Here is a 13,246-nt window from a genome sequence, read left to right on the forward strand (position 1 = left end):
TTGTTTCAATTATTAATCGATCATTCGGATATTAATACTTTAACAGCCCTTTATATGAGTATTTATCTAGGACTGGTTTTTAAAAATTTGTGGGCTTGGGGTGTAGAATCCTCATCAGTTGGTTCGCTTTCGAACCCATACGGCTCCAAAATTATTCACCCGCTGTTTTTTTATAAGAAAAAAAGTAGTTTAACGATTAGTTTTATTTTAATAAGAATCGTTAAATTTATGCGAAGAAAAGCGTGTTTCCGGGACGATGATTCTGAAAAGCCAATTTCCTTCTTATTCGCTAATCTTTACTAAATCATACCTTTAGGAGGAAATATGAAAAAACTTAAATCATCGTTACTATTAATTATTCTATCTTTTTCTGTATTACTATTATCTGCATGCTCTTCCCAGCCAAGCGGGAAAAATGATGGTTTCTTCCATACCTACTTTGTTGAACCATTTGCAAAAATTATTCACTTCTTCGCAGAAGTTTTTAGCGGAAACTATGGACTGGCGATTATTTTCGTAACTTTAATCATCAGGCTTGTGTTAATGCCGTTAATGCTTAGACAATATAAAAATCAAATGCATATGAAAGAAAAAATGGATGCCTTAAAGCCTGAGATGGATGCAATTCAAAAGAAGATGAAGGCCGAAAAGGACCCAAAGAAAAAACAAGAACTGCAAGCTGAAATGATGGGACTATATCAAAAGCATGGTGTTAACCCATTAAATATGGGCTGCCTTCCAATTCTTATTCAGATGCCGATTTTAACAGGCTTTTACTATGCAATTCGCGGCTCCCAAGAAATTGCTTCCCATAAATTTTTATGGTTTAGTTTGGGGCATCCTGATATCGTAATCACTATCATTGCAGGGATTATTTATTATTTCCAATTTAGAGTTTCTCAGTCAACCATGCCAGAACAGCAGCGTCAACAAATGAAATTTATGGGGTTAATGTCCCCACTTATGATCGTCATGTTTTCTTTCAGTGCACCGGCCGCTCTGCCGCTTTACTGGGTTGTGGGGGGAACGTTCCTGACTGTTCAAACTTTAATTAGTCAAAAGCTGTATGCAAAAAAACCTGCAGAAGCACAGGCAAAATAACCTAGTCATTAAAAGAAGCATCGTCACCGATGCTTCTCAGATTGTCGAGAAATGGTATTTTTCTCGGCAATTTTTTATTTTGTCTAAACCTAAATTACCGTTTTTTTTATTGATTGTCCATGCTATTGGGCCTGTTGATTTCCGCTCCAGGCATTCGCTTTCCGCGGGGAGGACCTGGAGCCTCCTCGGCGCTTAGGGCGCCTGCGGGGTCTCCAGTGTCCTCAATATCCCGCAGGAGTCGAATGCCCTCCGCTCCAATCAACAGGGAGGCAAATCAACAGAAAGTATTGCAACACACATTTTCCAGCCTTGATAAGTGAGTTGCAGTACTTTCTATATTTTGACAGACTTTAGTAAGGAGAGCCTGTTCTCTTCCATTATTCAATCCCCGTAACCGACAGTTACAAATCCCATGTAGCTCTTTTGAGTCTGCTAAGCTTCGTCAATTTTTTCCTTTCTAAATTAATAAAGCATTTTTTCTGACTATAAAATGGACGAACTTTTTCAGGAAGAAACGATAAATCACAGTATTTGTTAATACGCGAAGAAGGTGGTCATCTGGAACCAATTCATCAATAGAAACAAATTCATATTCACTTTAGCTATACTCTTTTGACTTAAACATTAAATTGACCACTTATTTTATTGGAGTTGAAGGACTTTATTGAATACACCTGTTGTTTGGCGCGGAAGGCACGAAGACTCCTGCGGGAGTACGGGGCAGGAGACCCCGCAGGAGCGAAGCGACGAGGAGGCTCCCCGTCACGCCCGCGGAAAGCGAAGTGCCTGGAGCGCCAATCAACAGACTTGTTGAAAAGCCTTTTTATTAATTACATTAAAATAAATTAACTCGATAAATCATTAATGAAGGCGAATAAAATAAAAGGCTATCGATAGTTTTTCGACAGCAAGAGAAGCATCGTCAGTGATGCTTCTTTTCTTTTTCACTGGATAGTTTATTTTTATGTTTGGAAACCTAATTCTGTAACCTTAAATAAAGGAGTGCAAAAAATGAAATTAAGACTTTTCTTTACTGCTTCCATCATGTTTACTCTGTGCTTAATTGGCTGTGCGCGAAATGATGTGAATGACGATACGGCTGTTCGTAATGAGGTAAACCCTGGTAATGAAAAATATAATATTCCAAATCACGGCGGGCCGGCCATTTCAGGTGTTGATGTCAGCAATCAAGAATTGGATAGAAATATAAACAAACAAGATATCCGTGGGACAAATGTGCGAAGTACTACGGGTTCCAAGATGCGTGTTGCCGAGGAAGCAGCCCGCAAGGTATCGGACCTGCCTGAGGTAAATCACGCCAATATTATCGTCGCGAATCATAATGCCTATGTTGCCGCAAAACTGAAACGTACGGCACGAAATGGACTTACAGCCAATATCAAAGATACGATTTCTAGAACAGTTAAATTAGTGGATCCAGATATTGATAACGTCTATGTTTCCGTTAATCCAGATTTTTATGAACGAATGAATCGTTTTGAAAGAGACGTCCGGAAAGGCCGGCCAGTTTCCGGTTTTTTTGACGAATTTACAGATACCATCCGACGAGTATTCCCGGATGCAAAATAGAAAAATGCCTGGCTTAAAGTGCCAGGCATTTTCTATGCATCTTGAAAATAATCCTTATAAAATCCGCCAATTTTGCCGGAGTTGTCAATAATGTAATAGAATTCTTCCGTTTCATTTTTTACATCGTACACTTTTCCAACAGTCAACATGTTTTTTACCATATATTTTTCAGCGTTTGTATGCACACATTTAACTTTTTTAATCGTTTCGCGTTCACGCCATTTCAGATGAATCATGCTTTCACCGTCCTTTTTTCTCGATTGTCCAAGTTTAAGTATAATCAAAAGGGCCGGTATCGTGCAACAACATTGAAAATATTATCTTTTCACTACTTCTTTGGCCTTCTCCCTTAACCGGTATTTTTGTATTTTCCCCGACGCTGTCATTGGATAGGAGTCAGTAAATTCTATATACCGCGGGATTTTATGTTTCGAGATTTTCCCTTTGCAGAATTCCCTGACCTCCTCAGCATTTGCCGCTTCCCCTTCTTTTAAAATGATCCAGGCCATTACCTCTTCCCCATACACTTCATCAGGGATTCCTACCACCTGGACATCTAAAATTTTGGGATTTGTATATAAAAATTCTTCAATTTCACGCGGATAAATATTTTCTCCGCCTCTTATAATCATATCCTTCAAACGTCCAGTGATTTTGCAGTAGCCGTTTTCATCCATGACCGCCAAGTCTCCTGTATGCAGCCAGCCCTCTTGATCAATCGCTTGTGTCGTTGCCTCGATATTTTTGTAGTAGCCTTTCATGACATGGTAGCCTCTGGTGCAAAGCTCACCCTGAACTCCACGCGGCACTTCCCTACTCGTTCCCGGTTCAACGATTTTCACCTCAACATTTGGCAGAGCTTTTCCGACTGTTTCTACCCGTAATTCAATGGGGTCATCTGTCCGCGTCTGGGTAATCACCGGTGAGGACTCTGTTTGTCCATAGGCAATCGTAATTTCCGTGGCCCCCATCCTTTCGATAACGGCTTTCATGACTTCAATCGGACAATTCGATCCAGCCATGATCCCGGTTCTTAAGGACGACAGGTTATACTTTTCAAACTCAGGATCATTCAGTTCCGCGATAAACATGGTCGGAACACCGTGAAGACCCGTGCATTTTTCATCTTGAACCGTCTGAAGTACCTTTTTCGGGCTGAATTCCTGTACCGGAACCATGGTAGCTCCTACAGTCATGCAAGCCATCGTGCCAAGAACACATCCGAAGCAGTGAAAAAATGGAACTGGTATACAAAGGCGGTCTTGAACGGTCAGCTTCATGCAATTTGCAATATTTAAGGCGTTATTAACAATATTATTATGGGTCAGCATAACCCCCTTGGGGAAACCTGTGGTTCCTGAAGTATATTGCATGTTAATCACATCATCCGGTTCAAGTGAGTTCATCCTGTCATCCAGTTCTTGATCTGAAACCAATTCACCTAAGCGAATAATATCTTCCCATGAAAAGGTACCCGGGTATCTCTTCTCCCCCAATATGATGACATTCTTAAGAAATGGCAGCTTGCTGCTTTTCAACCTGCCCGGTTCTGAAGTTTTTAATTCAGGTGCAATTTCGTAAAGCATATCGACATAAGAAGAATCCTTCATTTTATCCATTAAAATAATCGTAGTAGAGTCTGATTGTTTTAAAAGATATTCCAATTCTGCTGTTCGATAGTTTGTGTTTACCGTAACCAGTACTGCCCCCATCTTTCCGGTAGCAAATTGGGTAATCAGCCACTCAGGAGTGTTTGTCGACCATGCTGCAAGATGCTCTCCCTTTTCGATTCCAAGCTTCATTAAGCCTTTTGCAGCGGTCCGGCAAACTTGGTTGAACCTGCTGTAGGTCCATCTCAGATTCCGGTCTGAATACACGACTGCTTCATGCTCTGGGTGTAATTTTGCTTTTTCTTCTAACAGTTCTCCAACTGTTACAGTTAATAATTCCGACATCCTTACAACCCCCTAAAAACACTTAACTATTCAATAAAATAAAACGCTTACAAAATGTATGTTAACATATTTTTGTGAATATTCAATATTTTTCAAATATAGTATTTCCAATTATAGTAAACATAGCCCGTAATTAAGAATGACAAATTTGTGAAATTTTTATCAGTTAGGGTTCTCAAATCAATTGTAAACCATTACAATAGTAAAAACTGAATATTCAATCCATTTTCCAAGGAGGGCATTCTTAATTGAAGATTATGAGTAATGAACAGCTAATTCTTTCGTATCGGGATGCATTGAAGTCTGGTAAGGAAAAGGAATGGATAAAAATTCTTAAAGATGAAATTGAACGACGTGGATTAAGACCATTTAAAAATCGCTAGACATTAAAAACCGCTGATCCGATTATCAGCGGTTTTTCTAATTAATTTTACATATTACCCTTCAAGCAGTAACGTTTCCGGGTCCTCAAGGAGTTTCTTAATTGTACTTAAAAAGCTTACAGCCTCTTTGCCATCGACAATTCGGTGATCATAAGAAAGGGCAACATACATCATCGGGCGATTCTCCATTTTGTCCTTGTCAACCGCCACAGGGCGAAGCTGGATTGTGTGCATGCCAAGAATCCCTACCTGCGGCCCGTTTAAAATTGGCGTTGAAAGTAATGACCCGAAAACCCCACCGTTCGTGATCGTAAAGGTGCCTCCTTGTAAATCCTTTAATGATAATTTATTTGCTCTTGCTTTTTCAGCAAGCTGCATAATATCACTTTCAATTTCAGCGAATGATTTTCGGTCGGCATCTCTAACAACCGGTACTACTAGACCTTCTTCTGCAGCTACAGCAATGCCAATATCATAAAACTTTTTAACTAAAATTTGATCGCCTTGAATTTCTGCATTTAAATAAGGGTATTTTTTCAATGCAGCAACTACAGCTTTTGTGAAGAAGGACATAAAGCCCAGCCGAACATCATGCTCTTCGAAAAATTTATCCTTTCGGCGTTTTCGCAGGTCCATTACCGCTGTCATGTCAATTTCATTAAAAGTTGTTAACATGGCGGTTGACTGCTTTACCTCGAGCAACCGCTTAGCAATGGTCTGGCGACGTCTGGACATTCTCTCATTGATAACTGGTTTTGCCGGATTTTCAACTTTCATTGGTTCCACTGATGTTTCCCTTTTAGGAGCTGACGGTCCAGCAGGGTTCATCCCAGACTGAAATAATGAGACATCTTGTTTTCTTAATCTTCCTAATGGGTCAGATGACGGGATTTCTTGTAAATTGATACCTTTCTCCCTAGCTAGTTTGCGGGCAGCAGGCGAAGCGATTGGGCGCTTTCCTGATTCCTCTTTTCTATCCTGCTGTATACCAGACCTCTCAACCGGACCTGTATTATTCGGCGGTGCAGGTGGAACCTCTGTTGGGACTACAGTTTGAAGCTGTGGAGCCGGTTCTGAGACAGCAGCAGGAGCGGCTTGCCCCACGCCCTCCTCAACCACAGCGATTGTTTCTCCGACACGTACGGTGTCTCCTTCAGAAAATTTCTGATCTGTCAGGGTACCGGAAAAATCGGATATGATTTCGATATTGACCTTATCCGTTTCCAATTCAACTAAATATTCACCCTTCTCAACATGTTCCCCTGTGTTTTTTAGCCACTTAGCAATTGTTCCTTCTGTGATTGATTCGGCTAACTCTGGGACTTTAATTTCAGCCATGGCTAGATCCTCCTTCTTCAGCCCTTGAAAGTGCAGCAGTAAGAATTTTCGATTGGATTAATTTATGAACGTTTGGTTCGCCTTCAGCAGGGCTTGACCGGCGCCTGCGGCCAATAAATTCAACCCTGATTCCAGCAGGTATTAGTTCATTAATCCGTGGTTCTACGAACGTCCAGGCACCCATATTTTTAGGCTCTTCCTGAACCCAAAGCACTTCATTTATATTCGGATATTTTGCAAAAATATTTTTCAAGTCTTTTGTCGGAAACGGATAGATTTCCTCCAGCCTAATCACCTGAAGCCAGTCAAATCCGCTTGGATCCTTGGTTTGCTCGGCGATGTCAATGGCTATTTTTCCCGAACACATAACAATCCGCTCGACCTTTTGATGATCTCTGGAGTGTGTAAAGTGCTCGATGACCGGTCTAAATTCCCCTTCACTTAATTCATAGCCGGACGACGATACAACCGGATTCCTTAATAAGCTTTTTGGAGACATGACCACAAGGGGCCTTACTTCCTCCTTACCGAGCATAGCAGCCTGACGGCGTAAAAGATGGAAATACTGTGCTGCTGTGGTAAGATTGACAACTGCCCAGTTTTTTTCGGAAGCAGACTGTAAATATCGCTCCAGCCTCGCACTAGAATGCTCCGGTCCTTGTCCTTCATATCCATGTGGAAGAAGGAGAACCAATCCAGATTTCTGTCCCCATTTTGCCCTCCCTGCCGCGATAAACTGATCAAACATAACCTGGGCCGCATTTGCAAAATCCCCATATTGGGCCTCCCAGATCACTAAAGTCTCCGGTGAAAAGACGTTATAGCCGTACTCAAAGCCAACCACCGCTGCTTCAGTTAAGGGACTGTTATATACGGCGAAGGAAGCTTTTGCCATTGATAATTGATGAAGAGGAAGAAACATCTTACCTGATTGATAATCGTGCAGGACTAGATTTCTTTGAGCAAAAGTTCCGCGTTCAGTGTCTTGTCCTGATATGCGGATAGGGACCCCATCTGCCAAAATAGAGGCAAAAGCAAGTGACTCTGCTAAAGCCCAATCGACTTTCCCTGTTTCATCAAATGCTTCTATTCTTCTTTTTAATATCTTTTCAAGTTTATTAAACACTTTAAATTCCTGCGGCCACTGCAGCAGCTCTTCGTTCATTTTTTTCAAAGTTTCAAGCGGCACTTTTGTTTCATATGTTGCTCTCTGTATATTGAATAATGGCGGTTCCGGTATCGTTATTTCTTCATCATGCTTAATTCTAGACACCTTATCATTTGCTTTAACAAGCCGTTCTTGAACATCCTTTTGAATTTTTGCGATAACCTCATCCGTTACAAGCCCTTCATTGCCAAGTTTCTTCCCGTAAAGTTCCTTCACAGTAGGATGCTTTTGAACAATGGTATACATTTGCGGGCTGGTTGTCATCGGCTCATCCATCTCGTTATGACCAAAACGACGATAACCAATTAAATCAATCAAGAAATCCTTTTTAAACACCGATCTGTATTCGGCAGCTAAAACAGCGGCGGCGATGCAGGCATCCGGGTCATCGGCGTTAACATGGATGATTGGAATTTCAAATCCCTTTGCCAAATCACTTGCATACCTAGTTGAACGTGAATCATGGGATTCAGTTGTGAATCCAATCATATTGTTGGAGATAATATGAATCGTTCCGCCGGTACGATAACCTCTTAAACTGCTTAAGTTTAAGGTTTCAGCCACAATCCCTTCACCAGGAAAAGCAGCATCGCCATGAATAAGAATGGCCAAGGCAGTCTTATAATCTTCAGTTGGATATCCCGATGCGCTTCTATCATCCTGTGCTGCTCTCGTGAACCCTTCTACCACTGCACCAACATATTCCAAGTGACTAGGATTATTAGCCAATGTAATTTTTGCCCTTACTGCATTTTCACCTGCAAGCTGCCGATTTAACCCGAGGTGGTATTTAACGTCACCGGTCCAGCCGAAGTTAATCCCAACGGACCCTTCAGAAGGAACAAGCTCCTTATTTGGCGCATGCTGAAATTCGGCGAAAATCATCTCATATGGTTTGCCTAGAACATGGGCAAGTACATTTAATCTGCCGCGGTGAGCCATTCCAATATTGATAAATTCCGCTCCATCCCGAACGGTCTCGGCAATTATTTCATCAATTATGGGAACCATAACGTCCAGCCCTTCAATGGAAAATCGCTTCTGCCCTACAAATGTTTTATGAAGGAATTTTTCAAATTCTTCTACTTCTGTAAGCCTTTTTAATATTTCTATTCGTTTCTCTTTTGGAAGCGGGGACTGGAGCCTTCCATTTTCAATCCTTTCAATTAGCCAGTTTCTTTCCGCGACATCATGGACATGATCAAATTCATATGCAATCGATTTTGTATACACTTCTTTTAGTTTCATATATGCATGAAATGCAGTTTGGCCCGATACCGGTCCATTTTCAGAAATAATCTGCCCGGGAAGACTCCTTAAATCATCTTCTGTCAGGCCATAGCTATTGAGGTCGAGATGAGAAATATCAGGTGTATAATTTCCCAATGGATAAATATTGGCAGCTAAATGGCCAAATGTTCGAATATTTTCAGCAAGTTTTATGGAAGCAAATATTTTTTCGGTTTGTAACGGTTCACCCTCTTGAATATTAGGCTTAATAGATACGAAGGAGGAAAATTCCTCATCATTCATTTCTTCAAAAAACATTCTCATTTCCGGTTCAATTGCAGTTGGGTCCTCTTTATACCTTTCAAATTGGTCAATGACATAACCTAAATTTGGACCAAGGAATTCATCCAAAATAGCCTTTCTATTTTCATTTGGCCCCTTCATCCATCAATCCCCCTTAAAACATATGTAAATTTCACTTTCACAATATACAGCATGAACCAAAATCACTATATCTTTATGTAATGTTTACATTTTAGTGTGTGTCATTCACGAACAAAAAATTTCGTAATTAAAGAAAAAAGCACACGTTCGAAAACGTGTGCTAAGTTAAGGCAAAATACTTATGAATTAACTGAAATAACAGGAAAAAAAGAAAGCTCTTCCAGCTTTATGGCAATTTTTTCAGCAGCATCCGAAGGATCTTCTGCAAAAATATCATAAAAATCCCCTATATAGTCCTGTCTGGCATGAGTGTAGCGGGGATCATAATAATGCTCGAGCAAAATGGTAATCATATCGTGATAATTCCGGTCTTTTAAGAATTTGCAAAGCATGTTTTTAATTTCCTGATCTTTAACACGCCTGATGACTTTTTCAATTCCTAAAGAGATTTTTTCATGAAACCAGGACTCTTGCTTGTATGGTAAAACATATTCAGATACCAAGTGCTTTACCCGCTGCTCAAGAGGGGAATGGATATAAATGTTTAGTCCTTTAAATTTAATATCCATCAATTCTTCAGGCTGTACGGCCTTACCAATTCGCTTACTTTCGGCTTCAACCAGGAAATAATCCGCGCCCTGAATTTCCCGAAGCCCAGCAAATAATAGGGAATCGAATGTTTTTTGATTATTGCCTTCTCCAAGACCAATTGTTCCAAATATAGAACCCCGATGGGCAGCCATTTCTTCCAAATCCAAAATAGGATAACCTTGTTTTTTCAATTGCTTTAAAACCTCTGTTTTACCAACCCCGGTCATTCCGTGAATGACAACAGCCTGATTCGGAACCATTGCTGGAATTTTCTCAAGGATATAATGACGATGGGCTTTATAACCGCCAATTAATCTCCATGCATATATTCCGGCAAATTCCAAAAAGGTTGCGACGGCTTTACTGCGCATACCGCCGCGCCAACAGTAAACAACAAGTTCTCCTTTTTCGGAATAGGATTTAATTTCACTCAACATCCTGGGGAGCTTTGGCGAAACCAATTCCATTGCTCGCCATTTTGCGGCTGCCTGGCCCTCGTGCTTATAGATCGTTCCTATTTCCTGCCGCTCCTCATTCGAAAACAAAGGCACATTAATGGCTCCTGCAATAGCGCCATCGTTAAATTCAATTGGTGAACGTACGTCAATAATGATTGGATTAGATAAATTCAATAAATCTTCTACTGTAATTTCCTTCATGTTTACATTAAACTCCTAGCTACTGTTTTGCTATATTTTGATGAAAAACAAACAAAACTTCCTCAATCCGGGAAGTTTTTTGAAGTCAAGTTCATTAAAGTAATTATATACAAATTATATAGGAGTTAAGCAAGCCTATCAAGAAATTAAGATTTCCATCCAACATTTTACATTATACTAATTTACCAAACGGTACTCCAACCAACATCTCCAATGCCTTTAGAAACCTTCCCCAATTAGCCGGGAAGCTCTCCATTCCGCCAAATTCGTAGGTTTTTTCCTGTGTTTTCAGGGTTACTGTCCAAAAGTTACCGTCAAGTACAATTCCATTTTCCTTTAGATAGGTTGGTTCCCATTCCCAAATTCTCATTGAGTAAATTTTTCTTTTAAATTGCTCTAGGCTCCCTGGCTTAAACACGGGAAGGGGTGAAAACGGATGCTGCTCTGGTTGATTTCTCCATTCGGTATAAACAAACCTTTCTTTAAGAAAGTTTATGCTGACATGATGAGAAATCCCTTCAAAACATTCCAAAGAAACGCTTAAAGAATATAATTGTTTGGTTGTTTCAGACACTCTCATACTTTTCTCATCCTCAAGAATATTAATTTCTTATACCCATTTGAGCAAATTATAATCAATATAAAAAAAAACGGATGTAACAATTGACACATTTTTACTTAAATGAAAACTCGCCGATTGGCGAGTCCGGTAGGACGAAGACAGAGGCGTAGTTGAAATTATGCCTTTCCTATTAGCGAAAAAAAAGGAGGCATCATCACTAGACGCCTCCTTCAATTTATGCGAATGTTTGTTTATAAATTGTCATGAATTCTTCCATTTCTTCTAGCTGGTTATTGGCAAAGTACTCGACAATTTTACTGCCAACTACTACTCCATCGCAATACTTCGTTATTTCCTTTATCTGCTCTTGACTTGAGATGCCAAAGCCCGCTAATACAGGAATTGGACTAACTTCCTTAACAGCTTGTAAAAATGAATGCAGTTCATTACCAAATTCGTTTCTTGTTCCTGTAATCCCTTTGACAGTAACGGTATATAAGAATCCCTTACCTTTATTAGAAATCTCTCTGATTCGTTCGATTGGTGTAGTCAGTGTTACGAGTCGAATCAATTCCACTTCCGCTTGTTCTAGCAGCGGGGCAATGATTGCCTCTTCATCCACAGGCAGGTCCGGAATAATGCAGCCTGCGACACCTGCCGTTTGAACATCACGGACAAATGTCTCAATTCCGTATGAATAAACAGGATTTAAATAGGTCATGAGAATAATAGGAATAGTGACCGATTCACGTGCTTTTGTGATTTCCTTGATTATCCCTTTTAATGATGTTCCATTTTGTAATGCTCTTATACCAGCGCGCTGAATAGTAGGACCATCAGCAACCGGGTCAGAGAAAGGAACACCCACTTCAATCGCCGTTGCCCCGAATTTTTCTAACAGTGCCAGCCTTTCAGGCAGGTTCTCCAAGCCGCCATCTCCGGCCATTATATAAGGCACAAAAGCTTTTTTGTTTTCCTTATTCAATTGTTGAAAAGCTTGTTCAATTCGATTCATTTTCCGCTGCCCCCTTTAAGTCTTGATTTGACTGCATCCACATCTTTATCTCCACGCCCTGATAAGCAGACTACAATATTTTGGCCGGCTCCAAGCTGACCAGCCAATTTTACAGCGAACGCAACCGCATGGGAGCTTTCAAGTGCCGGTATAATTCCTTCAAGCTTCGATAATAGCTGAAAGGCATCAAGGGCTTCTTTATCAGTTATCGAGTGATAGCTAGCCCGCCCGCTGTCCTTTAGATAGCTGTGCTCCGGCCCCACGCCCGGATAATCGAGCCCGGCAGAAATGGAATGTGCTTCTTGAATTTGGCCATCTTCGTTTTGCAAAACGTACATTAAGGCTCCATGCAAGACTCCCGGTCTCCCTTTTGTCAGCGACGCAGCATGAAATGGTGTATCAACGCCATGACCGGCGGCTTCCACACCAAAGAGTTTTACCTCTTCATCATCGATAAAAGGATAGAACATTCCCATCGCATTACTTCCGCCCCCAATACAGGCTACGACCGCATGAGGAAGGCTCCCGTTCCTAGCTAAGAATTGTTGTTTTGTTTCCATGCCGATGACACTTTGAAAATCCCTGACAATGACCGGAAATGGGTGTGGACCGGACACGGACCCCAATAAATAGTGGGTATCATCGACATTGGCGACCCAATACCTGAGGGCCTCATTTACGGCATCCTTTAAGGTCGCGCTGCCTGATGTTACACTGACAACCTTCGCCCCTAAAAGCTCCATCCGATACACGTTCAAGGCCTGCCGCCTGATGTCTTCCTCCCCCATAAAAATGATGCAATCAAGGTTTAACAGTGCACAAACGGTAGCTGTGGCAACTCCATGCTGGCCGGCGCCAGTTTCCGCTACAATTTTTCTTTTTCCCATACGGACAGCTAGCAGCGCCTGACCGATCGCGTTATTGATTTTATGGGCACCAGTATGGTTTAAATCTTCTCTTTTTAAATAAATATTGGCCCCCCCGGCATGCTTTGTCAGGTTTTCCGCAAAATAAAGCGGGGTTTCCCTGCCAACATATTCCTTTAGTAATCTATCAATCTCAGCTTGAAATTCCGGGTCATTTTTTGCCTCGTTGTAGGCTTCATTCAGTTCTGTTACAGCCTTCATTAGTGTTTCAGGAACAAATTTCCCGCCATATATGCCAAAATGTCCTTTTTCATTCGGTAATGTATAAGTACTCATCTAATATC

12 protein-coding genes are annotated in these 13,246 nt (G+C 41.0%); 4 read left to right on the forward strand and 8 right to left on the reverse strand.

What is annotated here, in order from left to right; translation table 11 throughout:
* The 3 genes from QNN06_RS21740 to QNN06_RS21755 all read left to right on the forward strand — a co-directional run bounded on the left by QNN06_RS21740 (nucleotide 1) and on the right by QNN06_RS21755 (nucleotide 2,691).
* Nucleotides 1-303 carry a hypothetical protein gene (locus QNN06_RS21740; RefSeq protein WP_284035944.1) on the forward strand — a complete coding sequence of 101 codons (303 nt, stop codon included), beginning with the start codon at nucleotides 1-3 and terminating at the stop codon, nucleotides 301-303.
* 21 nt (nucleotides 304-324) lie between these two features.
* Nucleotides 325-1,101: a membrane protein insertase YidC gene (gene yidC, locus QNN06_RS21745; RefSeq protein WP_213120535.1), complete on the forward strand. Its 777-nt coding sequence runs from the start codon at nucleotides 325-327 to the stop codon at nucleotides 1,099-1,101.
* Between the two features lie 1,011 nt (nucleotides 1,102-2,112).
* On the forward strand, nucleotides 2,113-2,691 hold the full coding sequence (locus QNN06_RS21755; RefSeq protein ID WP_213120534.1) for a YhcN/YlaJ family sporulation lipoprotein: 579 nt from the start codon (nucleotides 2,113-2,115) through the stop codon (nucleotides 2,689-2,691).
* Between the two features lie 32 nt (nucleotides 2,692-2,723).
* Here the strand turns inward: QNN06_RS21755 and QNN06_RS21760 are convergent, their stop codons facing one another.
* Together QNN06_RS21760 and QNN06_RS21765 are read right to left on the reverse strand one after the other, a co-directional pair.
* Nucleotides 2,724-2,927: a DUF6501 family protein gene (locus QNN06_RS21760; protein WP_213120533.1), complete on the reverse strand. Its 204-nt coding sequence runs from the start codon at nucleotides 2,925-2,927 to the stop codon at nucleotides 2,724-2,726.
* An 81-nt stretch (nucleotides 2,928-3,008) separates the two neighbouring features.
* Nucleotides 3,009-4,646, reverse strand: coding sequence for an AMP-binding protein (locus QNN06_RS21765; RefSeq protein ID WP_217037408.1), 1,638 nt, complete (start codon nucleotides 4,644-4,646; stop codon nucleotides 3,009-3,011).
* Between the two features lie 257 nt (nucleotides 4,647-4,903).
* Between QNN06_RS21765 and sda the strand changes: the two genes are divergently transcribed.
* Nucleotides 4,904-5,029, forward strand: coding sequence for a sporulation histidine kinase inhibitor Sda (gene sda, locus QNN06_RS21770; RefSeq protein WP_372447641.1), 126 nt, complete (start codon nucleotides 4,904-4,906; stop codon nucleotides 5,027-5,029).
* Between the two features lie 54 nt (nucleotides 5,030-5,083).
* On the opposite strand, the gene odhB is transcribed toward sda, so the two are convergent.
* The 6 genes from odhB to trpB all read right to left on the reverse strand — a co-directional run bounded on the left by odhB (nucleotide 5,084) and on the right by trpB (nucleotide 13,238).
* On the reverse strand, nucleotides 5,084-6,367 hold the full coding sequence (gene odhB, locus QNN06_RS21775) for a 2-oxoglutarate dehydrogenase complex dihydrolipoyllysine-residue succinyltransferase (RefSeq protein WP_213120530.1): 1,284 nt from the start codon (nucleotides 6,365-6,367) through the stop codon (nucleotides 5,084-5,086).
* Nucleotides 6,360-9,209, reverse strand: a complete 2,850-nt coding sequence (locus tag QNN06_RS21780) for a 2-oxoglutarate dehydrogenase E1 component (RefSeq protein ID WP_213120529.1) — start codon at nucleotides 9,207-9,209, stop codon at nucleotides 6,360-6,362. Before QNN06_RS21780 ends, odhB begins: the two co-directional genes overlap by 8 nt.
* Nucleotides 9,210-9,388: 179 nt before the next feature.
* Entirely contained in the window at nucleotides 9,389-10,459 is a 1,071-nt protein-coding gene (mnmH, locus tag QNN06_RS21785) for a tRNA 2-selenouridine(34) synthase MnmH (protein ID WP_213120528.1), read from the reverse strand.
* A gap of 172 nt (nucleotides 10,460-10,631) precedes the next feature.
* Nucleotides 10,632-11,039 (reverse strand): hypothetical protein, encoded by a 408-nt coding sequence (locus QNN06_RS21790; protein ID WP_213120527.1) that lies wholly within the window; start codon nucleotides 11,037-11,039, stop codon nucleotides 10,632-10,634.
* A gap of 217 nt (nucleotides 11,040-11,256) precedes the next feature.
* Nucleotides 11,257-12,036 (reverse strand): tryptophan synthase subunit alpha, encoded by a 780-nt coding sequence (gene trpA / locus QNN06_RS21795; RefSeq protein WP_213120526.1) that lies wholly within the window; start codon nucleotides 12,034-12,036, stop codon nucleotides 11,257-11,259.
* Nucleotides 12,033-13,238, reverse strand: a complete 1,206-nt coding sequence (trpB, locus tag QNN06_RS21800; RefSeq protein WP_213120525.1) for a tryptophan synthase subunit beta — start codon at nucleotides 13,236-13,238, stop codon at nucleotides 12,033-12,035. The genes trpA and trpB overlap by 4 nt, the downstream gene beginning before the upstream one ends.
* Nucleotides 13,239-13,246 lie beyond the last annotated feature (8 nt).

Origin of the sequence: Neobacillus sp. 114 (assembly GCF_030127045.1) — a bacterium.
In the GTDB taxonomy this organism is placed as follows: domain Bacteria; phylum Bacillota; class Bacilli; order Bacillales; family Cytobacillaceae; genus Neobacillus; species Neobacillus rhizophilus.